Annotated in this window: 21 protein-coding genes and 1 pseudogene; 12 read left to right on the forward strand and 10 right to left on the reverse strand. The window is 72.2% G+C overall.

The window, feature by feature from the left end:
• The first annotated feature begins 123 nt into the window (after positions 1–123).
• Together ACFQ6S_RS35560 and ACFQ6S_RS35565 are read left to right on the forward strand one after the other, a co-directional pair.
• Positions 124–1,164 (forward strand): hypothetical protein, encoded by a 1,041-nt coding sequence (locus ACFQ6S_RS35560; protein WP_383419035.1) that lies wholly within the window; start codon positions 124–126, stop codon positions 1,162–1,164.
• 12 nt (positions 1,165–1,176) lie between these two features.
• Positions 1,177–2,274 (forward strand): phosphotransferase family protein, encoded by a 1,098-nt coding sequence (locus ACFQ6S_RS35565; RefSeq protein ID WP_383418930.1) that lies wholly within the window; start codon positions 1,177–1,179, stop codon positions 2,272–2,274.
• Between the two features lie 10 nt (positions 2,275–2,284).
• On the opposite strand, the gene ACFQ6S_RS35570 is transcribed toward ACFQ6S_RS35565, so the two are convergent.
• Positions 2,285–2,725: a hypothetical protein gene (locus tag ACFQ6S_RS35570; protein ID WP_383418932.1), complete on the reverse strand. Its 441-nt coding sequence runs from the start codon at positions 2,723–2,725 to the stop codon at positions 2,285–2,287.
• Positions 2,726–2,993: 268 nt separating this feature from the next.
• Between ACFQ6S_RS35570 and ACFQ6S_RS35575 the strand changes: the two genes are divergently transcribed.
• From ACFQ6S_RS35575 to fxsA, 4 genes are all read left to right on the forward strand, one after another.
• Positions 2,994–3,434 carry an Lrp/AsnC family transcriptional regulator gene (locus ACFQ6S_RS35575; RefSeq protein WP_383418934.1) on the forward strand — a complete coding sequence of 147 codons (441 nt, stop codon included), beginning with the start codon at positions 2,994–2,996 and terminating at the stop codon, positions 3,432–3,434.
• Positions 3,435–3,492: 58 nt separating this feature from the next.
• A complete protein-coding gene (locus tag ACFQ6S_RS35580) occupies positions 3,493–5,097 on the forward strand; it encodes an amidohydrolase (protein WP_383418936.1) in 1,605 nt (534 codons plus the stop codon).
• A 556-nt stretch (positions 5,098–5,653) separates the two neighbouring features.
• Entirely contained in the window at positions 5,654–6,481 is an 828-nt protein-coding gene (locus tag ACFQ6S_RS35585; protein WP_383418938.1) for a polyprenol monophosphomannose synthase, read from the forward strand.
• Between the two features lie 57 nt (positions 6,482–6,538).
• Positions 6,539–7,093, forward strand: coding sequence for an FxsA family membrane protein (gene fxsA, locus ACFQ6S_RS35590; protein WP_383418940.1), 555 nt, complete (start codon positions 6,539–6,541; stop codon positions 7,091–7,093).
• A 170-nt stretch (positions 7,094–7,263) separates the two neighbouring features.
• Here the strand turns inward: fxsA and ACFQ6S_RS35595 are convergent, their stop codons facing one another.
• From ACFQ6S_RS35595 to ACFQ6S_RS35610, 4 genes are all read right to left on the reverse strand, one after another.
• Positions 7,264–7,638 carry an RNA polymerase-binding protein RbpA gene (locus ACFQ6S_RS35595; protein WP_003977404.1) on the reverse strand — a complete coding sequence of 125 codons (375 nt, stop codon included), beginning with the start codon at positions 7,636–7,638 and terminating at the stop codon, positions 7,264–7,266.
• Between the two features lie 278 nt (positions 7,639–7,916).
• Complete coding sequence (locus ACFQ6S_RS35600) at positions 7,917–9,275, reverse strand: MFS transporter (protein ID WP_383418942.1); 1,359 nt, start codon at positions 9,273–9,275, stop codon at positions 7,917–7,919.
• Positions 9,276–9,331: 56 nt separating this feature from the next.
• Positions 9,332–10,102, reverse strand: a complete 771-nt coding sequence (locus ACFQ6S_RS35605) for a glycerophosphodiester phosphodiesterase (protein ID WP_383418944.1) — start codon at positions 10,100–10,102, stop codon at positions 9,332–9,334.
• Entirely contained in the window at positions 10,099–10,752 is a 654-nt protein-coding gene (locus ACFQ6S_RS35610) for a YitT family protein (RefSeq protein WP_383418946.1), read from the reverse strand. Before ACFQ6S_RS35610 ends, ACFQ6S_RS35605 begins: the two co-directional genes overlap by 4 nt.
• Before the next feature lie 99 nt (positions 10,753–10,851).
• On the opposite strand from ACFQ6S_RS35610, the gene ACFQ6S_RS35615 reads away from it, so the two are divergent.
• Complete coding sequence (locus tag ACFQ6S_RS35615) at positions 10,852–12,351, forward strand: PLP-dependent aminotransferase family protein (protein WP_383418948.1); 1,500 nt, start codon at positions 10,852–10,854, stop codon at positions 12,349–12,351.
• 26 nt (positions 12,352–12,377) lie between these two features.
• On the opposite strand, the gene ACFQ6S_RS35620 is transcribed toward ACFQ6S_RS35615, so the two are convergent.
• The gene (locus ACFQ6S_RS35620; RefSeq protein WP_383418950.1) at positions 12,378–14,012 is read right to left on the reverse strand and encodes a hypothetical protein; all 1,635 of its coding nucleotides are present in this window, start codon (positions 14,010–14,012) and stop codon (positions 12,378–12,380) included.
• Positions 14,013–14,052: 40 nt separating this feature from the next.
• Positions 14,053–14,247, reverse strand: coding sequence for a hypothetical protein (locus ACFQ6S_RS35625; protein ID WP_004002760.1), 195 nt, complete (start codon positions 14,245–14,247; stop codon positions 14,053–14,055).
• A gap of 317 nt (positions 14,248–14,564) precedes the next feature.
• Here ACFQ6S_RS35625 and ACFQ6S_RS35630 point away from each other — a divergent pair, with 317 nt between their 5' ends.
• The 5 genes and pseudogenes from ACFQ6S_RS35630 to ACFQ6S_RS35650 form a co-directional block, all read left to right on the forward strand.
• Positions 14,565–14,957: an ankyrin repeat domain-containing protein gene (locus ACFQ6S_RS35630; protein WP_383418953.1), complete on the forward strand. Its 393-nt coding sequence runs from the start codon at positions 14,565–14,567 to the stop codon at positions 14,955–14,957.
• A 301-nt stretch (positions 14,958–15,258) separates the two neighbouring features.
• Positions 15,259–16,677 (forward strand): HEAT repeat domain-containing protein, encoded by a 1,419-nt coding sequence (locus tag ACFQ6S_RS35635; protein WP_383418955.1) that lies wholly within the window; start codon positions 15,259–15,261, stop codon positions 16,675–16,677.
• 198 nt (positions 16,678–16,875) lie between these two features.
• On the forward strand, positions 16,876–18,006 hold the full coding sequence (locus tag ACFQ6S_RS35640; RefSeq protein ID WP_383418957.1) for a glycosyltransferase family 4 protein: 1,131 nt from the start codon (positions 16,876–16,878) through the stop codon (positions 18,004–18,006).
• A complete protein-coding gene (locus ACFQ6S_RS35645; RefSeq protein ID WP_383418958.1) occupies positions 18,003–19,163 on the forward strand; it encodes a glycosyltransferase in 1,161 nt (386 codons plus the stop codon). The genes ACFQ6S_RS35640 and ACFQ6S_RS35645 overlap by 4 nt, the downstream gene beginning before the upstream one ends.
• Positions 19,160–19,990 (forward strand): annotated as a pseudogene (locus ACFQ6S_RS35650) (SGNH/GDSL hydrolase family protein); the annotation flags it as partial. The gene ACFQ6S_RS35645 and the pseudogene ACFQ6S_RS35650, both read left to right, overlap by 4 nt.
• A gap of 216 nt (positions 19,991–20,206) precedes the next feature.
• Here ACFQ6S_RS35650 and ACFQ6S_RS35655 read toward each other — a convergent pair.
• Genes ACFQ6S_RS35655 through ACFQ6S_RS35665 form a run of 3 tightly spaced genes read right to left on the reverse strand, consistent with a single transcriptional unit; the run spans position 20,207 to position 22,445 of the window.
• The gene (locus ACFQ6S_RS35655; RefSeq protein WP_383418959.1) at positions 20,207–21,076 is read right to left on the reverse strand and encodes a biotin-dependent carboxyltransferase family protein; all 870 of its coding nucleotides are present in this window, start codon (positions 21,074–21,076) and stop codon (positions 20,207–20,209) included.
• The gene (locus ACFQ6S_RS35660) at positions 21,073–21,690 is read right to left on the reverse strand and encodes an allophanate hydrolase subunit 1 (protein WP_383418961.1); all 618 of its coding nucleotides are present in this window, start codon (positions 21,688–21,690) and stop codon (positions 21,073–21,075) included. Before ACFQ6S_RS35660 ends, ACFQ6S_RS35655 begins: the two co-directional genes overlap by 4 nt.
• A complete protein-coding gene (locus tag ACFQ6S_RS35665; RefSeq protein ID WP_383418963.1) occupies positions 21,687–22,445 on the reverse strand; it encodes a LamB/YcsF family protein in 759 nt (252 codons plus the stop codon). The genes ACFQ6S_RS35660 and ACFQ6S_RS35665 overlap by 4 nt, the downstream gene beginning before the upstream one ends.
• Between the last annotated feature and the right edge of the window lie 16 nt (positions 22,446–22,461).

Here is a 22,461-nt window from a genome sequence, read left to right on the forward strand (position 1 = left end):
CTGGTCACCCGAGGCTGTCTGACGTACCGTCAGCCCAGCCCGCGTCCAGGGAGGCTTGCCGTGGCCGACGACGACCGCCCGGTACCGCTCGACGAGTACCCGGTGCACCAGGTGCCCCTGTCCATGAAGCACGTCGCGACCAGCGACCGGAATGCCTACGACCGCTGCATCTTCCACGTCCTCGACCACCGGGGGCGTGCCCTGCTGATCCTCGGCCTCGGGGTCTACCCGAACGTCGGGGTGATCGACGCCTACGCGACCCTGCGGGTGGGGGACACCCTGCACGCCGTACGGGCCTCGGACGCGCTCGGCGAGGACCGGATGCGGCTCGCCGTCGGGCCGCTGCGGATCGAGGTCGAGAAGCCGCTGCGCCGGCTGCGCCTCGTGTGCGACGACGACTCGCTGTCGTACGACCTCTCCTGGACCGCCGACTTCCCGGCCCTGTGGGAACCCCATCACGTCCAGCGTCGCGGTGACCGGCTCACCCTCGAAGGGCGCCGCTTCGTGCAGGCGGGCAGCGTGGCGGGGGTGATCCGTGCCGCCGGTGAGGAGTTCCGGGTCACCGCCGCCGAGTGGACCGGCACCCGTGACCGAAGCTGGGGCGTGCGGCCCATACCGGGGGAGGAGGGCGGACGGCTCGCCGAGGAGCATCCGACCGAGGGCTTCCACTGGACATGGTGCCCGGTCCGCTTCGAGGACCGGTTCCTGATGGTGATCGTCCAGGAGGACGCGGACGGCCATCGCTCGCTGAACGAGGCGACCATGGTCCGCCCCGGCCACCGCGACCGCCAACTGGGCTGGCCCCAGGCCGAGATCACCTACCGCTCAGGCACCCGCCACCCCGAACGCGCCCTCATCCACCTCGGCGACCTCCGCAAGCCGCAGGAGCTTCAGGTGGAGATCCTGACCTCCTCCCCGCTCGCCATCGGCGCCGGCTACCCGCCTGCCGACGACTGGCAGCACGGCACCTGGCGCGGGCCCGGCTGGTCCGACCGGCGCACCTACGACCTCACCGGGGCCCACCCTTTGGCCGCGTACGGCGTCACCGACCACGCGGCGCGCTTCCGTCTGGACGGCCGGATCGGCCACGGGATCTTCGAGCACGGCTCGTTCGGGCGGCACGACCCGAGCGGGTTCGCGGACTTCAAGTCGGTCGCACCGTAGGGGGTTCACGTCATGGCAGCCACGGCACCTCGCCCGCGCACGACCACCCGTGACCCCGAGGAGCTCACCCGCCGCCTCACCGCCTGGCTCGGCACCCGGCTGCCCGGCGCCGGAGCGGTCGGCGTCACCGTCCCCGAGTCCAACGGTCTGTCCAGCGAGACCCTGCTCTTCGGCATCGAGCACCCGCAACCGCCCGCGCCCGCCTGTGCGTTGCGGCTCGCGGCGGACCCGGCGGCGTACACCGTCTTCCCGGTGTACGACATGCCGCGCCAGTACCGGACGATGCGACTGGTCGCCGAGCGGTCCGACCTCCCCGTGCCGAAGGTGCTGTGGCTGGAGGAGGATCCTGGCCCGCTCGGGGCGCCCTTCTTCGTCATGGAACGCGTCGAGGGGCGGGTGCCGCCGGACGTGATGCCCTACACCTACGAGGGCAACTGGCTGCACGCGGCGAGCGACGAGCAGCGCGAGCGGCTGGAAGCGGCGACGGTCGGGCTGTTGGCGCGGCTTCACGACCAAGTGCCCTTGAAGGAGGCCCAGTTCCTGGAGCTTCCGGGCGAGGGTGACGCACTGCGGCGGCACGTCACGGCCCAACGCGCGTACTACGAATGGGTGGTTGACGGACTCGCCCGCTCACCGCTGATCGAGGCCGCCTTCGAACGCCTGGAGGAGCTCTGGCCCCGCGATCCGGGCACACCCGTGCTCAACTGGGGCGACGCGCGCATCGGAAACATCGTCTACGACGGCTTCGAACCCACCGCCGTCCTGGACTGGGAGATGGCGGCACTGGCCCCGCGCGAGGTCGACCTCGGCTGGACCGTCTATCTGCACCGCTTCTTCCACGACCTGACGGTCGCCTTCGGGCAGCGCGGTCTGCCGGACTTCCTGCGCCGCGACCGGATCGAGGCCCGCTACGCGGACCTCACCGGACACACCCCGCGCGACATGGACTTCTACACGCTGTACGCCGCTCTGCGGCACGGCGTCGTCATGCTGCGGATCGCCTATCGCCAGGCCTACTTCGGCGAAGTCGCCGTCCCGGCGGACCCGGACACACTGATCCTGCACCACGACAGCCTGCGAGCCATGGTGCAGGGCAGCTACTGGGATTGAGCGAGGCCGTTCAGGCAGCCTGGCGGCGCATCTCCGGCACGCGCATGGGGCGCGAGCCCGGGCCGCCGACGTGCGAGAAGGGCTGTGTCCGCCAGTCCAGCCCCTGAGGGAGCGTCAACAGGAGGGCGGTGTCCTGCTCCTGGGGCTCCGGCGACTCGTCCGCGGAGCGGGCCTCGGTGGCCCTGCGGCCCGTACCGGCACAGACCGTGAGGCCGAACGGGTTCCACGGCGAGGCGCAGAGCGCGTGCTCCGGCAGGACCTCCTCGTCGGCCAGCAGGGCGATGGGCTGAGCGCAGTCCGGGCAGAACACCCGGTACATCTCGTAGGTGTCGTACGCGTCGAGTTCGTCGTCCTCCTCCAGGGCGTCGGGTTCGACGCCCTCCGGAGCGGGCTCGACGATCAACTGCGGCCGCTTGGGCGTGGTACGACCAGGGCGCTTAAGACTCTGCATGGGTTCTCCCCCTCGGGCTGGGCCGTGACGGCACTGCGGCCTCGACCACAGCAAGCACTTCCCGCCTGCTCTCGGCGTTAATCACGGGGACATCACGGAGCCTGTTCGAGGCCTGTGGCCTTCGTCACATGCCGCTCGCAGGTGCCCAAGGCGGCCGGTTTTGTCCCTCAGGCCGCTCACAGTCGACCGCCGGCCACATCACAAACCGGGCATGACCTGGGCCGCTGAGGTATCCGAGGAGATCAACCGCACTGTAGGTTCTTGCGCCATGGAGGAGCTGGACCGACAAATCGTGCAGCTGCTCGTCAAGGACGGGCGGATGAGTTACACCGATCTGGGCAAGGCCACGGGTCTGTCCACGTCTGCCGTGCACCAGCGGGTGCGGCGGCTGGAGCAGCGTGGCGTCATCCGCGGTTATGCCGCGGTCGTGGACCCCGAGGCGGTGGGGCTGCCCATGACCGCGTTCATCTCGGTGAAACCGTTCGATCCCAGTGCGCCGGACGACATCGCGGACCGGCTTGCCGATGTGCCCGAGATCGAGGCCTGCCACAGCGTCGCGGGCGACGAGAACTACATCCTCAAGGTCCGTGTGGCGACGCCGCACGAACTGGAGGAGCTGCTGGGGCGGGTGCGGGGGCTGGCGGGGGTCTCGACGCGGACGACGGTGGTGCTGTCGACGCCGTACGAGGCGCGACCGCCCAAGATCTGATCGCCGTTGGGGTGACCCCGAGTCCGAGGTGGAGGCGCGAAGCGCGAAACTGGTCCCCATGAGTGAGTCCAGCGCCCCGCCGAAGACCGTCCTTCTCCGTCGCGGAGAAGTCCACAGCCCCGCCGACCCCTTCGCCACCGCGATGGTCGTCGAGCGCGGCCAGGTCGCCTGGGTCGGGTCCGAGGGGGCCGCCGACGCCTTCGCCGACGGTGTGGACGAGGTCGTCGATCTGGACGGTGCCCTGGTCACCCCCGCGTTCACGGACGCTCATGTGCACACCACCGCCACGGGCCTCGCCCTGACCGGCCTCGATCTGTCCGGCGCTCCCTCCCTGGAGGCGGCGCTGGCCCTCGTGCGGGACTTCGCCGCCGCCCGGCCCGGTGACCGCGTCCTGCTCGGGCACGGCTGGGACGCCTCCCGCTGGCCCGGCGGCCGCCCGCCGACGCGTGCCGAGCTCGACGCGGCCACCGGAGGGCGCCCCCTCTACCTGTCCCGGATCGACGTCCACTCGGCGGTCGTCACCACGGCTCTGCTCGACCTCACGCCCGGCGACCTCGGCGCGGTCGACGCCCCGCTCGTCGCGGACGTCCACCACGCCGTACGCGCCACCGCGCTGGCCTCCATCACGCCGGCCCAGCGCGTCGAGGCCCAGCGTGCCGCCCTGACCCGCGCCGCCGCCCTGGGGATCGGAACCGTCCACGAGTGCGGCGGGCCTGACATCTCCTCCGAGGACGACTTCACGGGCCTGCTCCGGCTCGCCGCCGAGGAGGCGGGGCCGCGGGTGGTCGGCTACTGGGCCGAGCAGGACGTGACCAAGGCGCGGGAGCTGGGCGCGATCGGCGCGGCCGGAGACCTCTTCGTGGACGGCGCCCTCGGCTCGCACACCGCCTGTCTGCACCAGCCGTACGCCGACGCCGCCCACACCGGCACCGCCTACCTGGACGCGGCCGCCGTCGCCGCCCATGTCGCCGCCTGCACCGAGGCCGGCCTCCAGGCGGGCTTCCACGCGATCGGCGACGCCGCCGTGACCGCCGTGGTGGAGGGCGTCCGCGCAGCCGCCGACAAGACCGGGCTGGCCCGCGTCCGTGCCGCCCGGCATCGCGTCGAGCACGCCGAGATGCTCACGCCGGACAGCGTCGCGGCCTTCGCCGAGCTCGGCCTGACGGCCTCCGTGCAGCCCACGTTCGACGCGCTGTGGGGTGGCGAGGACGGCATGTACGCCCAGCGCCTCGGCGCCGAACGCGCCCGCTCCCTCAACCCCTTCGCGGCCCTGCTGCGTGCCGGCGTCCCGCTCGCCTTCGGCTCCGACAGCCCCGTCACGCCCCTCGACCCCTGGGGCACGGTCCGCGCCGCCGCGTTCCACCACACGCCCGAGCACCGGGTCTCGGTGCGCGCCGCGTTCACGGCGCACACGCGTGGTGGCTGGCGGGCCGTCGGACGCGACGACGCGGGTGTTCTGGTGCCGGGTGCGCCCGCCGACTACGCCGTGTGGCGCACCGACGAACTGGTCGTCCAGGCCCCCGACGACCGGGTCGCGCGCTGGTCCACCGACCCCCGCTCCGGCACCCCCGGCCTGCCCGACCTGACCCCCGGCCGCGACCTCCCGGTCTGCCTGCGCACGGTGGTGGGCGGACGAACGGTCTTCGTACGGCCGGGCGAGTGATCTCCCGGGGTGGCGCGAACCCGATTACTTCGCGCCGCCCCGTCGCGCGACCTGCGCATCCTCTGCGTTGACCAGCGAAGGGGGTGAAAAACCGCAGCTCAAACGGCTGTTGACAGGCGCAGGCCGGGGGCCGGTAGGTTCGGCCGAGTCCACCACCGGACGCCCGACCGGACAACCGCGAAACTTCCGGGAACCCGTCGCAACGCCGCTGGGTCAGGGACGGTGTGCCGCACCGGGGCACCGCCACTGGGAGCCAGGCTCAGCGCCAGCGCGGCGACGACGGAACTTTTCGGCCGATCGGGGAGGTGTGACCCGGGTGGGGCCCGGGCGCTCAGTAGACAACGGCTTTCGGTCGACCCGCAGCCAGCGGGCCCCAGGTCGGCCCGAAGGGCGCCGGGCCCCCATCCGCAGCAGCAGCGCACCGGCGCACGGTCACGCAAAACCCACACTTACCCCGCTCTTGTGGAATCGAGACCGCCATACGAACGTGCTGTCACGTCAGCGCAGGCAGCGCCCACTATGGTGGACGTCTGCGTACGGAAGTGAAGGGGCAGCAGTGAACGACGGCGACGGGACCCTCGGGGCACAGGACCGCGGGAGGCGGTTCGGTCCGCTCGGCACGGCGTTGGTGATCATTCCGACCTACAACGAGGCGGAGAACATCAAGAGCATCGTCGGCCGGGTCCGCAAGGCGGTCCCCGAGGCACATGTGCTGGTGGCCGACGACAACAGCCCCGACGGCACCGGCAAGCTCGCGGACGAACTGGCCGCCGAGGACGACCATGTGCAGGTCCTGCACCGCAAGGGCAAGGAAGGCCTGGGCGCCGCCTACCTCGCGGGCTTCCGCTGGGGCATCGAGCACGACTACGGCGTCCTGATCGAGATGGACGCCGACGGCTCCCACCAGCCCGAGGAACTGCCCCGCCTGCTGACCGCCCTCAAGGGCGCGGACCTGGTCCTCGGCTCCCGCTGGGTGCCCGGCGGCCGGGTGGTGAACTGGCCCAAGTCCCGCGAGTTCATCTCCCGCGGCGGCAGCCTCTACTCCCGGGTCGCCCTGGACCTGCCCCTGCGCGACATCACCGGCGGCTACCGTGCCTTCCGCCGCGAGACGCTCGAAGGCCTCGGCCTCGGCGACGTCGCCTCCCAGGGCTACTGCTTCCAGGTCGACCTCGCACGGCGCGCGGTCAAGGCCGGCTACCACGTCGTCGAGGTGCCGATCACCTTCGTCGAGCGCGAGCTCGGGGACTCGAAGATGAGCCGCAACATCGTGGTCGAGGCGCTGTGGCGGGTCACCACCTGGGGAGCGCAGGAGCGGGTGGGCAAGCTGCTGGGCCGCCGCGCGAAGCCGTCATCGTCGTCTCAGCCGCCGCGGACACAGGGCTAGGCCTACGACGGCACAGGGCTTATCCCGCTCTGAGCCGCGTCCAGGCACACTGGACGCATGACGACTGGCGCACCGACCCCCACCTATCCCGCCCGGCCCCGGCGCTCCCGGCTGCGCACCTTTCTGCCGCTGGGCATCGCCGCGTGGCTGGTGCTGGAGATCTGGCTGCTGACCGTGGTCGCGGACGCGACGAGCGGTCTCGTGGTGTTCCTGCTGTTGGTCGCCGGTCTCGTCGTGGGCTCGGTGGTCATCAAGCGAGCGGGCCGACGCGCCTTCCAGGCGCTGAACGAGGCACTGCAACGCGGCGGCACCCCGGCGAGCGGCGGTGGCAACGGCCTGATGATGCTGGGCGGCCTGCTGATCATGCTGCCGGGCCTGGTCTCCGACGCGCTGGGCCTGCTTCTGCTGATCCCGCCGCTGCAGAAGGCCCTGAGCGGCTATGCGGAGCGGACCTTCGACAAGCGGCTGCGCGAGGCGAACCCGGGTTCATTCGGCGACGCCTTCCAGCAGGCACGCATTCACCGTCCCGACGGCAAGGTCGTGCCGGGTGAGGTCATCAGGGACGAGCCCGGGGACGCCCCACAGGGGCCCAAGCCGCCGCTGACCAGCTGAGCGGTCCCAGGGCCTGCCGGTGCCGGCGTGCGCCGGTGCCGGTGTGCCGGCCAGGCCCGGTGCCGATCTCTTTCCGAGCACACGAAACCGCGGGCGCCGTACGTCGTGATCACGTACGGCGCCCGCGGTCATACGCGTTACCTGGCGGAATCGTCCAAGCCGCGCAGGGACTAGGCCGACTTGCGGCTGTCCCGGGGGTGAACCGCGATGTTCATCGCCCCGGAGCGCAGAACGGCTAGACGCTCCTCGAGGACCTCTTCGAGTTCCTCACGGGTGCGCCGCTCCATCAGCATGTCCCAATGTGTACGCGCGGGCTTGGCCTTCTTCTCCTCTGGGCCGTCGCCATCCACGAGGAGTGCCTGGGCTCCGCAGACCTTGCACTCCCACTCCGGCGGAATCTCCGCCTCCACCGAGAAGGGCATCTCGAAGCGGTGCCCCTTCTCGCATGCGTACTCCACGGCCTGGCGCGGGGCCAGGTCGATGCCGCGGTCCGTCTCGTAGCTGGTCACCACGAGGCGCGTGCCGCGAAGAGCTCGCTCACTCATGAATCGTGCCTCCCGGGCTTGTCGCCCACAGGACTGGTGTCGCTGTCGTCGTCATCCGGTCAACGTCCGGTCGGCGGTAAAGATTCCCGTTCCGCGTCACGTTCCGGGTCGTGCGTCGCCGTCGTAGCCGCAGCCTTGCTGACCAATGTCGTACCCACCGGCGCCCGGTTTGTCACATCTGCTAGCAGATGTAACCCAGCGTTTCGGCATCTTTGACGCGCAGTAACGGTACGCCTGGCAGGCCAAACGCGTACACTACCGCCCTTTCACTCGGAACGCTAAATCGTGGTCGGCACCGGATTGCCCGCGTCGCTGATCGCCCGGCGCACCGGAACCCTTGCGAGCAGGGCGAACCCGATGACGAAGAAGGCCACGAGGGAGATGATCGCGTCCCGATAACTTCCGGTGAGCTGGTAGGTGAGGCCGAACAGAAGCGGGCCGAGCCAGCTCATGCCGCGGTCGCTCATCTCGTACGCCGAGAAGTACTCGGCCTCCTTGCCCGGCGGGACCAGATGGGAGAACAGGGACCGGGACAGGGCCTGGCTGCCGCCCAGGACCAGCCCGATGCCGGCCGCCAGCACGAAGAACCACACTGGCGCCCCGGCCGGCAGGAAGTACCCGGCCGCCAGCGTGACCGTCCACGCGACGAGCGAGCCGAGGATCGTCCGCTTCGCCCCGTAGACGCGGGCCAGCCGGCCCATCGTCAGCGCTCCCGCCACCGCGAGGACCTGGACCAGCAGCACGGCGCCGATGAGCGTGGACTGTCCGAGGCCCAGTTCCTCGGAGCCGTAGATCGACGCCTGGGAGATCACGGTCTGGATGCCGTCGTTGTAGATCAGGTAGGCGAGGAGGAAGCCGAGCGTCAGCGGATGGCGGCGCATGTCGCGGACCGTCGCCGCGAGCTGCCGGAAGCCCATCGCGCCCGGTGCCTTCTCGGCTCTCCCGCCGGTGGCGGGGCGGTCGCGCAGCCGGCGTAGCGGGATGAGCGCGAACGCGCCCCACCACAGACCGGCCGAGGCGAGGCAGATGCGGACGGCGGTGCTCTCGGAGACGCCGAAGGAGTCGTGCGCCAGATACAGGACCAGGTTCACGATCAGCATCAGCGAGCCGGAGGCGTAGCCGAAGGCCCAGCCCCGGGAGGAGACCGCGTCGCGCTCCTCGGGCGGAGCGATCTGCGGGAGATAGGAGTTGTAGAGCATCATCGCGACCGACTGTGCCGCGTTCGCCACGATCAGCAGGAGACCGCCGAGCAGATAGCGGTCGCCGTCCAGGAAGAACATGGCCGCGGTCGCCGTGGCCCCCAGATACGCGGCGACCGCGAGCAGGGGCTTCTTGCGGCCCGTACGGTCGGCCGCCGCGCCCACCAGGGGCATCACCAGGACGGCCACCACGACCGACAGGGACACCGAGTACGCGAAGAAGGAGCCCGCGCGCACCGGGATGCCCAAGGGGTGGACGAATCCGTCCGCGTCCGCCGCCTCCTCGGCGACCGACGTCAGATAGGGGCCGAGGAACACGGTGAGCACGCTCGTCGAGTAGACGGAGCACGCCCAGTCGTAGAAGTACCAGCCGCGTTGCTCGCGGCGGCGACCGGCGGCCTCGTCGGCCGCATCCGTCCGCACGGTGTCGGTGCCCACCCCGCGCCCTCGCTTCCCCGTGGTGATCCCGCGCGAGGGCGGAGCCGGGGACGGGGTCAAGCCCAGACGTCCCGGTCCTCCATGACCTTGCGCAATGTGTCGATGTGATCGGTCATGATGCCATCGACTCCCAGGTCCAGGAGCCGGTGCATCGCATCGGGATCATTGATGGTCCAGACATGGACCTGTAGCCCGCGGGCGTGGGCGGCCCGTACGAAGCGGTGGTCGACCACCTGGATGCCGGACTGCGCCTCGGGCACCTGGGCGGCGACCGCCGAACGGCGCAGCGCCGCCGGCACGCCCCAGGAGCGCAGCCGCAGATTGAGCACGCCCCGTGTGCCGTACGACGTCGCCAGACGCGGGCCGGCCAGCCGCTGGGCGCGGACGACGCGCGCCTCGGAGAAGGAGCCGACGCAGATGCGGTCCCAGGCGCCTGTGCGCTCGATCAGCTCCAGGAAGGGGTGGAGCGCCGGCTCCGCCTTGAGGTCGACGTTCCAGCGCACGTCGGGGAAGGTCTCCAGGAGCTCTTCGAACAGCGGGACCGACTCCTTGCCGGCCACGCGGGCCTGCCGTACGTCGTCCCAGGGCAGGTCCGCGATCCGCCCCGCCCCGTCCGTGACCCGGTCCAGGGTCGAGTCGTGGAACGCGACGAGCTTGCCGTCGCGGGTGGTGTGGACGTCGGTCTCGATGTACCGGTAGCCCGTTTCGACCGCGCGCCGGAACTGCAGCACGGTGTTCTCCAGGCCGTCCGCCGCCCCGCCCCGGTGGGCGAACGGGATCGGGCCGGGGTGGTCGAGGTAGGGGTGCCGTATCCGCGTGGTGCTCACGGACGCAGTATCGCGCGCCGGGGTTGCCCGGTGGCAACGACCGTGCTGCCGTCGGATGCCTGGGGGACGGCGAACACCCGCAGGAAGAGCTGGGCGAGCGGGCCGATCGACACCGCGTAGAGGACGGTGCCGACGCCGACGGTGCCGCCGAGAGCGAAGCCGGTCACGACGACCGCGATCTCGACGGCGGTACGCATCAGGCGGATCGAGCGGCCGGTGCGCCGGTGCAGGCCGGTCATCAGGCCGTCCCTGGGCCCCGGCCCGAAGCGGGCGGCGATGTAGAGGCCGGTGGCCACGCCGTTGAGCAGGATGCCCGCCAGCAGAAGGGGGATCCGTACGGCCAGGGAATGCGCCTCGGGGAGCACGGCGAGGGTGCCGTCCATGGCGATGCCGACCACGAAGACGTTGGAGACGGTGCCGAGGCCCGGGCGCTGGCGCAGCGGGATCCACAGGAGCAGCACCGCCGCGCCGACGATGATCGAGACGACGCCGATGGTCAGTCCGGTGCGCTCGGCGATGCCCTGATGCAGCACGTTCCAGGGCTCCAGGCCCAGGCCCGCCCCGACGAGAAGCGCGGAGCTCGCGCCATAGAGCGCGAGCCCGACGTACAGCTGTGACAGCCGTCGTATGAGATGCCCCTGCGTGGACAAGAGGTGCTCCCTGTGGTGGTGGTGGCCTGATACATGACACCCTGTGGCTTGGGAAGTGACCCCTTCCATGGCCAATTCGGAGAAGGTGGACTGGAAATCATGGCGCAGTGGACTTCGGCGGTGGGTGCCGCGCAGCTCGCCCGGCTCCTCACCTCCCAGCAGGATCGCCCGGCCGGGCCCGGCAGCAAACGCCCGCCCGCCTACCGGGCGCTCGCCGACGGTATCCGGCTGCTGGTCCTGGAGGGCCGTGTGCCGGTCGCCGCGCGGCTGCCCGCCGAGCGTGAGCTGGCCCTCGCGCTGTCGGTGAGCCGTACGACCGTGGCGGCGGCCTACGAGGCGCTGCGCACCGAGGGGTTCCTGGAGTCACGGCGCGGTGCCGGGAGCTGGACGGCCGTACCGGCCGGGAATCCGCTGCCCGCGCGCGGGTTGGAACCGCTGCCGCCCGAGGCGCTCGGCTCGATGATCGACCTGGGCTGTGCGGCGCTGCCCGCGCCCGAGCCGTGGCTGACCCGCGCCGTCCAGGGCGCCCTGGAGGAGCTGCCGCCGTACGCCCACACCCACGGTGACTATCCGGCCGGGCTGCCCGCGCTGCGGTCGATGATCGCCGACCGGTACACGGCGCGCGGGATTCCGACCATGCCCGAGCAGGTCATGGTCACGACCGGCGCGATGGGCGCCATCGACGCGATCTGTCATCTCTTCGCGGGGCGCGGTGAGCGGATCGCGGTCGAGTCGCCGTCGTACGCCAACATCCTTCAGCTGATGCGGGAGGCGGGGGCCCGGCTGGTGCCGGTCGCCATGGCCGCGGGGCTGGCCGGCTGGGACATGGACCGATGGCGGCAGGTGCTGAGGGACGCGGCGCCGCGGCTCGCGTACGTCGTCGCCGACTTCCACAATCCGACCGGTGCGCTGGCCGACGACGACCAGCGGCGGCGGCTGGTGGACGCGGCCCGGTCGGCGGGGACCGTGCTCGTCGCCGACGAGACGATGAGCGAACTGTGGTTCGATCCGGATCTCGACATGCCCCGCCCGGTGTGCGCCTTCGACCCCGCCGGGTCGACCGTCATCACCGTGGGGTCGGCCAGCAAGGCCTTCTGGGCCGGGATGCGGATCGGGTGGGTGCGGGCGGCTCCGGATGTCATCCGCAGCCTTGTGGCCGCGCGCGCGTATGCCGATCTGGGCACGCCCGTGCTGGAGCAGCTGGCCGTGAACTGGCTGTTCGGCACGGGAGGTTGGGAGCACGCCGTGGAGGTGCGGCGCGGACAGGCCCGGGACAACCGGGACGCGCTGGTCAGGGCCGTACGCCGGGAGCTGCCCGAGTGGGAGTTCGAGGTGCCGCGCGGTGGGCTCACGTTGTGGGTGCGCACGGGTGGCCTGTCGGGGTCACGGCTCGCGGAGGCGGGCGAACGGGTCGGGGTCCGGGTGCCGTCCGGGCCGCGGTTCGGGGTGGACGGGGCGTTCGAGGGGTACGTGCGCCTGCCGTTCACCGTGGGGGGCGCGGTGGCGGAGGAGGCCGCGGTGCGGTTGGCCGCGGCGGCTCGCTTGGTGGAGCGCGGGGTGACCGGGGGGAGCGACACGGTGCGGCCGTTCGTGGCGTGAGACGGCGGCGAGTGCGACGCCGGCCCCTACGAGGTCTCGGCGACGACGGCCTTCGCCGGTACCGGTTCCGGCTTCAGTTCCGTCCTCTCCGGCGCGGCCAGCGACTCGGCCTCCACCGGCGTCGTCCGCTCCGGCAGCAGGTCCAGAACCGCTTGCCGGTGCGCGTCGCTCGTCGCGTCGTCGTACGGGTCCGGGGTCGCCGGGACCTGGAGGCGGTGGACCGGTCCGGTGCCGAGACGGGCGTAGCCCCGGCCGGGCGGGATGTCGGCGACCGGGGTGGTGTGCGGAGGAGCGCCGAGGACCGACTCCAGTTGCCGGGCCGTCGCCGGGCCGAGCACGACACGCGCGCGCGTGTGCTGTCGTACGGCGTCGGACAGGGCGTCCATGGCGTCCCACTGCTCGGCCACGACCACCGTGACGTTCGCCGCGCGGCCGTGCCGCAGGGGTACCTGGAGCAGGGACTGCGGGTCCTTGCGGTCGTCCGCCGCGGCGAGGTGGGTGAACACGGTCGGGCGGTCCAGCAGCAGCCACAGGGGGCGCCTGGTGTCGTCCGGCGGTGGGTTGCCCGCCTGGCGGGCGCGGTTCACGGCGATCAGGCGCCGCTCCGTCTCCGTCGCCGCCCACTCCATGCTGGCCAGCGCCCCCGCCAGTCCGCACTCGACGGCCAGCACGCCGTCGCGGCCGGTCAGACAGGCGTACTCGCCGGTGCTGCCGCCCTCGACGATGACGACGTCGCCGTACTGCAGGGCCTGCAGCGCGATGGAACGCAGCAGGGTCGAGGTGCCGCTGCCGGGCTGGCCCATGACCAGCAGGTGCGGCTCGGTGGAGCGGATGCCGGTGCGCCAGACGACGGGGGGTACGTCGCGCTGCTCCACACCGTGGGCGAGAGGGAGCGTGCGCTGCATGCGGCTGGGGTCGGTGAAGCCGAGGACCGTCTCTCCGGGGGCCGTGACGAAGCGCTGGGCGGCGATGTCGACGGGCAGCGGGGCGAGGACGGCGACGGTGAGTTCGTTGCCCTCCTCATCCCAGTCGAAGTGGTACTCCCGGCCGCGGCCGGACTTCGTGGTCAGCAGGTGCTCGATCCGCGCGCGGGCCTGGGCCTCCCCGTCGGTGAAGTAGGCCGGATAGCGGACGAGAAGGCCGCTGACGCGTCCCGTGGCGTCGAACTCGAACTCCGGGAAGGCCTTCTCCCAGTCGCCGCCGTGGGTGTACAGCGGTTCGGGGTCGTCGGCCGTGGAGAAGTACGGGACCAGCGCCTCGTACAGCGACCGCAGCCGCTCCTGCTGGGCCTCGTCGGGTCCCTCCGGCGTGGCCGGTTTGCGGTCCCGGCCCTGCCAGGCTGCCGCCGCCATCAGGGTGATGACGGCGAGCAGCGGCCCGTACGGCACGAGCGCCACGACCAGGATCACCGAGGCCACCAGGAACAGCAGCGGTCCGCGCTTGTCCTTGGGGGTCTCGGCCCATCTGCGCCGCCCGGCCGAGGCCAGCCGGCGCAGACCACGGGTGATCGTGATCAGTGGATGGAGGACGTCAGAGGCGCTGTCGCCGGCCGTCCGGGCCAGCTCCCGGCTTCGCGCGAACTGCGCCCGGGCCAACTCCCGGCTCCGGGCGATCTGCGTGCTGCCTGTGCTCAGGATGCGGGGGAGGGGGCGGCGGGCCACTGCTGTCTCCTACAGGTGCGTACGGGCGGGTGGGGCGGCGTCAGAACTGGATGCCGCCCAGGAGGCTCGCGAGACTCTCGCCGCCGGCCTTGATACTCGGGGCGATGGCCGTGCTCGCCAGATAGAAGCCGAACAGAGCCGAGATCAGGGCGTGCGACGCCTTCAGCCCGTCCTTGCGGAAGAAGATGAAGACGACGATGCCGAGCAGAACGACGCCGGAGATGGAGAGGATCATCTGAGTGCTCCTGGTTTGGGGGGGACAGTCACCATGAGTACTTCCAGGATCACAGGATGTATCCATACGATAAAAGGTGCAACTGGGTGAAATCCGGCGAATTTCCCCCGGTCGGCGGAGTGTCCTTGACCGAATGAGCTTGGGTGTCGGGTTCGGCCGTGTCTGCGATGATCTTTGCCGCGGACGCATCGGGTCATGTGCGGCGCGAGCCAGTACCCTGGCGAATCACTCGTACGGCCGAGCACCGCTCGCCGGCCGTACCTGTGCTCCCCGCAGTTCCCGACAGTCCCCGTACGTAGTGAGAGGCGGTCCGGCCGATGACTGAAGCCCCCGACCCCGAGGTTGTGGAGCTGGCGACCAAGATCTTCGATCTGGCCCGGCAGGGGCAGACCGAGGCGCTCGTGGCGTACGTCGACGCGGGCGTTCCGGCCAACCTCACCAACGACCGCGGCGACTCCCTCGTGATGCTCGCCGCCTATCACGGCCATTCCGACGCGGTACGTGCCCTGCTCGCCCGGGGTGCCGAGGCGGACCGTGTCAACGACCGAGGCCAGACGCCACTCGCCGGTGCCGTCTTCAAGGGTGAGACGGAAGTGATCGAGGCCCTTCTGGAAAGCGGCGCCGATCCGGCCGCCGGCACCCCGTCGGCCGTCGACACGGCCCGTATGTTCGGTAAGACGGAACTGGTCGAGCTGTTCGGCGCACGCTGATCCGAATGTTCTGACCAGCTGAAACACAGAAAACGGGGGAGGCGGTACAGGGCCGCCGAAATTTCGGTCGCGGCAGACGGAAGTGCCGAGTCATCATGACGTCGTGATTCACGGACGCGATGGCTGGGCAGGTGTTGCCGCACCGCGCGGGCCGTGATGCGGTCCGCATGGGCCACCGACGAGAGGCAGAGGAAGATGGTCTACAGCAAGCAGGAAACGGCGGGCGCCCCGACGTGTTGTCACGCGGCCAGGTGAAGCAAGAACCCCGGTTGTGTCGACGCTTGATGTGAGGCTGTTTCCCATGTTCGAACCGGTCATAGCGCCCAGCGGTACGCTGCTCGGCCTGCTCCAGCGGGGCCGCGGCGACGGAACACTGCACGCGCTCACCGCCCCGCGCGCCGAGGCGCTCGCGGCTCTGAACCACTGTGTGCTGCGGGATCCCCGCCACGACTGGCAGGTGGAGAACCGCTCCCTGTACTACGCCCGTCTCTACCTCGATCTGAACGGCGAGCTGGACGAGATCGAGGCCCACCTCTTCGACGTCGAGGACGCCCTCGACACCGAGGAGTCACGCACCGGGCTGACCCTCGCGGTCCTCGGCCACCTCGCCTCCTACGGCAGGCGGGACGCGCTCCACCTGCTGCGCAGGTACGCCGCCACGGGCTCCAACTGGGCCTGGGCCCTGGACGAGCTGGCGCTCCGGGACGACGACGCGGGGCTGCGTGCCCTCGCCGCGCCCGTGCTGGCGCGTTTCCCGGCCGATGCCGAGGGCGAGGCCGAGCTGGTCACCGTGGTGCGCGATGCTTTTGAGCCACGGCCATGGCGGCTGTGGGCCGAGGATCCGCGCGAATCGATCGCCACGCGTGTGCGTACCGCTCAGGAAGCCGGCTGTTTCGACCGCTGGCAACGGCAGATGCGACCTACCGGGCCCCGTCCGGGGTGGAGCGTGCAGGCGGTCTTCGAGTGGGCCCAGCAGGGCATCGAGCGTGGTGTGGTGCTCCATGTGCCCGCCGCACGGTGTCTCATGGCCGTCGCCGGCCCCGAGGACCGGCCCGAGATCATCGCCGCCGCCGAGGACGGCGCCGACGGCGCCCGCTGTACGGCCCTGCGTTACCTCGCGGACAGCAACGACCCGGCGGCCCTCGACCTGATCGAGGCGGCCGTGGTCACCGGCTCACCGGCGGTCGTGGAGGCCGCCGTCGACGCATTCGAACGTATGCGCAGTATCGCCGCCGTCGACCGCGCGCGTGGCTGGGCCCGACGGCCCGACCCGCTGGGCACCGCCGCCGGACGCATGCTCGCCTGCCGCGGCGGAGCCGAGGACAAGGATCTCGTCCTGGCCGCGCTACGGGAGGCCGTACGCGGCGAAGGTCCCGACGCGCCGACCCTGTGGACCCTCGTCGACGGCACCGGACGGCTCGGCATCGCCTGCGCCGCACCCGTGCTGCGTCATGTGTACCGCGAGACCGCCTCGTCCCATCTGCGCGGCCGCACCGCCCGTGCCCTCGCCGCCACCGATCCCTCCTTCGCCTCCGGATTCGCCGTCGAGTGCCTCTGGGACTGCGAGGAGACCACCCGCGAGATCGCCGCCCGGCACGCCGAGACCGGTGACACGCGCGTCGTCGAGCGACTGCGCCGGCTCGCCGCCGACCCGGCCGAGGAGGCCGAGGTCCAGACGGCCGTACGCAGCCGGATCGGACCCGACGCGAGCGCCGGCTGATCATCGAAGGGCATTTGTGTTCGCTCTGTGAACGTCGGGGAGATCCACCCGCAGGGTGAACACGGGGTGACCGGCGGGTCAGGCGCGCATGGACGCGGCCTGACCCGCTCGGGTGCGCAGCGGAACGCTCATGGGACGTTTGTCGTTCAGAAAGATCCACTTTGACGCGGCCACGTCCAGCACGGCGACAACACCGGTATGCGTGTCGTCATCGTGACCGAATCCTTTCCCCCCGATGTGAACGGCGTGGCCCACTGCGCGCTCCAGACCGCCCGACACCTCGTCGATCGCGGTCACGCTCCCCTCGTCGTCGCACCCGCCCCGGCGCCCGGAAACAAGCTCGCCGCCCTCGCGGCGCCGTGCCCGGTCGTCCATGTCCCCTCCCTTCCGCTCCCCGGCTACCCCCAGGTCCGCGTCGCCCTCCCCAGCCGGCGCCTCGCCGCGGCGATGGTCCAGCACCGCCCGGACGTCGTGCACCTGGCCAGCCCCTTCGTCCTCGGTGTGCGCGGCATGGCCGCCGCCGCCAAGTTCGGCATCCCCGCCGTCGCCGTCTACCAGACCGACCTGGCCGGATACGCCCGCACCTACATGGGCGCCGGCGAGGCCGCGGCCTGGCGGCGCATACGGTCCGTCCACTCCGCCGCCGACCTCACCCTCGTCCCGTCCAGCGCGTCCATGCACGATCTCGAGGCCCATGCGGTGCCCCGGCTCAAGCTGTGGGCACGCGGTGTGGACACCGCCCGCTTCCGCCCCGAACTCCGGGACGAGGCGCTGCGCCGCGAACTCGCCCCGAACGGAGAGGTGATCGTCGGCTACGTCGGGCGGCTCGCCCCGGAGAAGCACATCGAGCTGCTCTCCGGCGTGTGCGGCACGCCGGGCGTGAAGGTCGTGATCGTCGGCGACGGGCCGAGCCAGCCCGCCCTCGCCGAGGCTCTGCCCGGCGCGGTCTTCCTCGGCCGGCGTGGCGGGGACGACCTCGCCCGGATCTTCGCCTCGTTCGACATCTTCGCCCACACCGGCCCCTTCGAGACCTTCTGCCAGACCGTGCAGGAGGCCATGGCCAGCGGGGTGCCGGTCGTCGCGCCCGCCGCGGGCGGCCCGCTCGACCTGGTCGACCACGGCCGCACCGGCCTGCTGGTGCCACCGCGCGACGCGAACGCCGTACGGGACGCCGTGCAGTCCCTGGTCGCCGACCCGGCGCTGCGGGCCGAGTACGGTGCCGCCGGACTCGCCAAGGTCGAGGGCCGCACCTGGGCGGCCATCGGCGACCAGCTGATCGGGCACTACAAGGACGTCGTCGCCGCGCGCCGGACGGTGGTGGCGGCATGACCGGTCTGCGCATCGTCCGGCTCGCGAACTTCGTCGCGCCCGCCTCCGGTGGGCTGCGCACGGCGCTGCGCGAGCTGGGCAAGGGCTTCAAGCTGGCGGGCCACGATCCCGTTCTCATCGTGCCCGGCGAGAAGTACAGCGACTGCGAGACCGAGCAGGGCCGGGTGATCACCCTGCCGGGCCCGATGCTGCCCGGCACCGGCGGCTACCGCGTGCTCATCGACAAGCGGCGGGTCGCGGCCCTCCTGGAGGAGCTCGCCCCCGACCGCCTGGAGGTCTCCGACCGTACGACGCTGCGGTGGACCGGCAAGTGGGCCCGCCGCGCCCGCGTCCCCGCCGTGATGGTCTCCCACGAGACCGCCGACGGCGTACTGCGCACCTGGGGCCTGTCGGAGACCATGTCCCGGCGTGCCGCCGACGCCCTCAACGTCCGTACGGCCCACACGTACTCGAAGGTCGTGTGCACCACCGAGTTCGCCGAGCGCGAGTTCGTGCGGATCGGTGTCCGCAACGTCGTGCGGGCCCCGCTGGGCGTCGACCTGATGAACCGGCGGCCCACCATGCGCGACGCCGCGCTGCGCGCCACCCACGCGCGTGCGGACGAGACGCTGCTGGTGATGTGCTCCCGGCTCTCGGTGGAGAAGCGGCCCGGCACCGCGCTGGACGCCCTGGAGTCGCTGCGCCGGCGCGGAGTGCGCGCCGTGCTCGTCGTCGCCGGGAACGGTCCGCTGCGCGCGGGGCTGGAGAAGCGGGCACAGGAGCGGGACCTGCCGGTGACCTTCCTCGGGCATGTCGCCGACCGCAGCCTGCTCGGCGCGCTCCAGGCCTCCGCCGACGTCGCGCTGGCCCCCGGGCCCGCCGAGACCTTCGGGCTCGCCGCGCTGGAGGCCATGGCCTGCGGCACGCCCGTGGTGGCGAGCGCCTCCTCCGCGCTGCCGGAGGTCATCGGATCCGCCGGGGCCACCGCGGCGGACAACGGGGACGCCTTCGCGGACGCCGTGGAGATGATCCTCGACCGTCCCGAGCGCGAGCGCCGGGAGACGGCACGCGCGCGTGCCGAGTGCTTCGGCTGGGGCACCGCGGTGGACGCCTTCCTGACCGCCCACGACGCGGCGCTGCCGGCGCGTCCCTTCATGCGTGCGGAGGGCGCGGCATGAGACCGCTGCGTTTCGTCGCCCTCGGGGACTCGCTGACCGAGGGCGTGGGTGATCGTGTGGGGAACGGGTGGCGTGGCTGGGCCGCGCTGCTCGCCGGCGGGTTGGCCGAGCCGACCGCCGAGTTCACCAACCTCGCGGTCAGCGGGGCACAGACGCGGGACGTGCTGGAGGCCCAGCTGCCGGCCGCGCTGGATCTGCGGCCCGACGTCGCGTCCGTCCTCGTCGGCGTCAATGACACGCTGCGCAGCACCTTCGACATCGAGAAGATCGCCGAACGTCTCGACAAGGTCTACGCGTCGTTCACCCGTCAGGGCACGGCCGTGCTCACGGCCTGCCTGCCCGACCCGGGCACGATGCTGGGACTGCCGGCGGTCCTGGGCCATCCACTGGCCCGGCGGCAGCGGGCCGTCAACACGGTGGTCCACACGCTGTCCGAGCGGTACGGGGCGGTGCATCTGCACGCGGTCGACGACGCCTGGATCATGGACCGGGCGATGTGGAGCTCGGACCGGCTGCATCCCGGGGAGCGCGGGCACCGGCAGATCGCGCTGCGTTTCCACGCGATGCTGGCGCACCGAGGCGTCGCGACACAGCCGGCGCCCTCCGCGGAACCCGAGTTCCCGCCGCCCACGAAGTCGGCGAGCGTGCTGTGGCTGGCCACCGCGGGTACCGCGTGGATGATCCGGCGGTGCAACGACCTGCTGCCCCAACTGGTGCGCCTGGCCGTGGTCGAGATGCGGCACCGCGCGAGGGGCACCACCGAACGGCTCGACCAGCGGGCGGCCAAGGGGGTCTCCATGGCGCTGGCCGCGCTGGCCCTGCCGGACGGTGTCGGGTTGGCCGGGCATCGGCCGACGCCCGATTCGGTGGTGTTGTCCGACCATGTGCCGGCGCCGGAGCATCGGCCGGTGGCCGGGCATCGGTTGGTCACCGAGCACCTGTCGTTGTCGGAGGGGTTGGCGGTGCCTGTGCCGGGACAGCGCTCGGTCCCGGAGCCGCAGCCCGCATCGGAGGCGGCGTAGTGCACGCGTGCGTGGCGGGCGTCAACGGCGACGTACGGCCACGAAGCGGACCGGGGTGCCCGGGACCGCTTGTGCGGCGGCCGGGAGGTCGGCCGCGCGGACGACGGCGATCACGGGGTAGCCGCCCGTCGTCGGGTGGTCGGCGAGGAACACGACGGGCCGGCCGTCGGGCGGGACCTGGACCGCGCCCAGGACCACGCCCTCGCTGGGGAGTTCGCGAGTGAGTGCCCGTTCCAGGGCGGGGCCCTCGGTGCGCAGGCCGATGCGGTTGCTCGCGGGGGAGACGCGGTACACGCGGGAGGTGAAGGCACGCAGGGCACTTGGCGTGAACCAGTCGTCGCGCGGGCCCGGCGTCACACGCAGGACGAGTTCGGCGGGGGGTGCCGGCTGCGGGGCGACGTCCACGCGCGTGTGGAGCCGCGTCGGCTGCCCCAGAGGCAGCACCGCGCCGTCCGTGAGCGGTGGTGGGCCGAGACCGGACAGCAGGTCCGTGGAGCGGCTGCCGAGGACCGGGTCGACGGCGATGCCTCCGGAGACGCCGACATAGCTCCGTACGCCCGAGGCGGCCGCGCCCACGTCCAGGAGCGCACCGGCGGGGACGTGCAGCGGGGTGCCCCAGGCGACCGGGCGGCCGTCCACCGTGACCCGGCAGGGCGCGCCGCCGACCGCCACGGTGACCGCCGAACGGGTCCGCACCGTGCAGCCGGTCAGCGTGGTCTCCAGCACGGCCGCCTCGGGGGCGTTGCCGACCAGTCGGTTGACGAGGGCGGCAGCTGGCCAGTCGAGCGCGCCCGAGCGGGGCACGCCGAGGTGGGCGTGCCCGGGGCGGCCGAGGTCCTGCACGGTGGTCAGCGGCCCCGCGCGGACGACGGAGAGCGCGCGGTCGGTCATGAGCTCCCCACCGCAACGAAGCGCACACGCGTGCCCGGCGACAGCAGCGCGGCCGGCACACGCGTGTGGTCCCACAGCACGGCGTCCGTGGTGCCGATCAGCTGCCAGCCGCCCGGCGAGGAGCGCGGGTACACGCCCGTGTACGGCCCCGCCAGAGCCACCGCGCCCGCGGGGACGGCCGTGCGCGGAGTGGCCCGGCGAGGGACGTCGTAGCGCGGCGGCAGGCCTGTGAGATAGCCGAACCCGGGGGCGAAGCCGCAGAAGGCGACGCTGAATTCGGTGCCCGCGTGGATCCGGGCCACCTCCTGCGGTGACACGCCCCAGTGCGCGGCGACGTCGGCCAGGTCCGGGCCGTCGTAGCGCACCGGCAGTTCGACGACGTCACGCGCGCGTGGGGGAGCGGGCGGCACGTCCGAGTGGGTCAGTTCGGACGCGAGGCGGGCCGGGTCGGCGAGGCCGTCGAGCAGGACGGTCCGGGCCGCCGGGACGATCTCCCGGACCGACAGCGAGCCCTCGGCGCGCCGGCGCAGCAGATCCGTGTGCAGCGCCTGGGCCTCCTCGCCCGAGGACACCTCGACGAGCAGGGCGTCGTCACCGACGGGCAGCGCCTTCATACGAAGGCCTCCACCCGGACACCCGACTCCTCCAGCCGCGCCCGCACCCGGCGGGCCAGCTCGACGGCGCCGGGTGTGTCCCCGTGCAGGCACAGGGAACGCGCCCGTACCTCGATCCGAGCCCCGGAGTGGGAGGTGACCGCGCCCGACCGGGCCAGGCCCACCGAACGCTCCACGACGGCTTCGGGGTCGGTGACCACGGCGCCGTCCTGGCCGCGCGGCACGAGCCTGCCCCGGTCGGTGTACGCGCGGTCCGCGAACGCCTCCGTGACGGCCGGGAGCCCGGCCTTGGCGGCCACCTCCAGCAGCCGTGAGCCGGGCAGCCCGAGCACGGGCAGCGTGGCGTCCGCCAGGAGCACACCATCGACGACCGCGCCGGCCTGCTCCTCGTCGTGTACGACGCGGTTGTAGAGCGCGCCGTGCGGTTTGACGTACGACACGCGCGTGCCCGCCGCTCGCGCGAAGACCTCCAGGGCGCCGATCTGGTAGGCCACTTCGGCCGCCAGCTCGGCGGGCGGCACGTCCATCGCGCGCCGCCCGAACCCGGCCAGGTCCCGGTAGGAGACCTGGGCGCCGATCCGCACCCCCCGTTCGGCCGCCTGCTCGCACACCCGCCGCATGGTGGCCGCGTCCCCGGCGTGGAAGCCGCAGGCCACGTTGGCGCTGGTGACGACCGACAGCAGCCGTTCGTCGTCGGTGAGCTGCCAGCGGCCGAAGCCCTCGCCGAGGTCGGCGTTCAGATCGATGGAGGTCATGAGTCCGTCGTTTCCC

Source organism: Streptomyces sp. NPDC056479 (assembly GCF_042795335.1).
Classification (GTDB): domain Bacteria; phylum Actinomycetota; class Actinomycetes; order Streptomycetales; family Streptomycetaceae; genus Streptomyces.

Excerpts from the sequence above, each read along its gene's own strand:
- ACFQ6S_RS35565 (WP_383418930.1), top strand. The coding sequence starts at position 1,177 with ATGGCAGCCACGGCACCTCGCCCGCGCACGACCACCCGTGACCCCGAG.
- ACFQ6S_RS35640 (WP_383418957.1), top strand. The coding sequence starts at position 16,876 with ATGCGTGTCGTCATCGTGACCGAATCCTTTCCCCCCGATGTGAACGGC.
- ACFQ6S_RS35580 (WP_383418936.1), top strand. The coding sequence starts at position 3,493 with ATGAGTGAGTCCAGCGCCCCGCCGAAGACCGTCCTTCTCCGTCGCGGA.
- ACFQ6S_RS35615 (WP_383418948.1), top strand. The coding sequence starts at position 10,852 with ATGGCGCAGTGGACTTCGGCGGTGGGTGCCGCGCAGCTCGCCCGGCTC.
- ACFQ6S_RS35630 (WP_383418953.1), top strand. The coding sequence starts at position 14,565 with ATGACTGAAGCCCCCGACCCCGAGGTTGTGGAGCTGGCGACCAAGATC.
- ACFQ6S_RS35635 (WP_383418955.1), top strand. The coding sequence starts at position 15,259 with ATGTTCGAACCGGTCATAGCGCCCAGCGGTACGCTGCTCGGCCTGCTC.
- ACFQ6S_RS35660 (WP_383418961.1), bottom strand. The coding sequence starts at position 21,690 with ATGAAGGCGCTGCCCGTCGGTGACGACGCCCTGCTCGTCGAGGTGTCC.
- ACFQ6S_RS35560 (WP_383419035.1), top strand. The coding sequence starts at position 124 with ATGAAGCACGTCGCGACCAGCGACCGGAATGCCTACGACCGCTGCATC.
- ACFQ6S_RS35625 (WP_004002760.1), bottom strand. The coding sequence starts at position 14,247 with ATGATCCTCTCCATCTCCGGCGTCGTTCTGCTCGGCATCGTCGTCTTC.
- ACFQ6S_RS35595 (WP_003977404.1), bottom strand. The coding sequence starts at position 7,638 with ATGAGTGAGCGAGCTCTTCGCGGCACGCGCCTCGTGGTGACCAGCTAC.
- ACFQ6S_RS35575 (WP_383418934.1), top strand. The coding sequence starts at position 2,994 with ATGGAGGAGCTGGACCGACAAATCGTGCAGCTGCTCGTCAAGGACGGG.
- ACFQ6S_RS35570 (WP_383418932.1), bottom strand. The coding sequence starts at position 2,725 with ATGCAGAGTCTTAAGCGCCCTGGTCGTACCACGCCCAAGCGGCCGCAG.
- ACFQ6S_RS35655 (WP_383418959.1), bottom strand. The coding sequence starts at position 21,076 with ATGACCGACCGCGCGCTCTCCGTCGTCCGCGCGGGGCCGCTGACCACC.
- ACFQ6S_RS35645 (WP_383418958.1), top strand. The coding sequence starts at position 18,003 with ATGACCGGTCTGCGCATCGTCCGGCTCGCGAACTTCGTCGCGCCCGCC.
- fxsA (WP_383418940.1), top strand. The coding sequence starts at position 6,539 with ATGACGACTGGCGCACCGACCCCCACCTATCCCGCCCGGCCCCGGCGC.
- ACFQ6S_RS35665 (WP_383418963.1), bottom strand. The coding sequence starts at position 22,445 with ATGACCTCCATCGATCTGAACGCCGACCTCGGCGAGGGCTTCGGCCGC.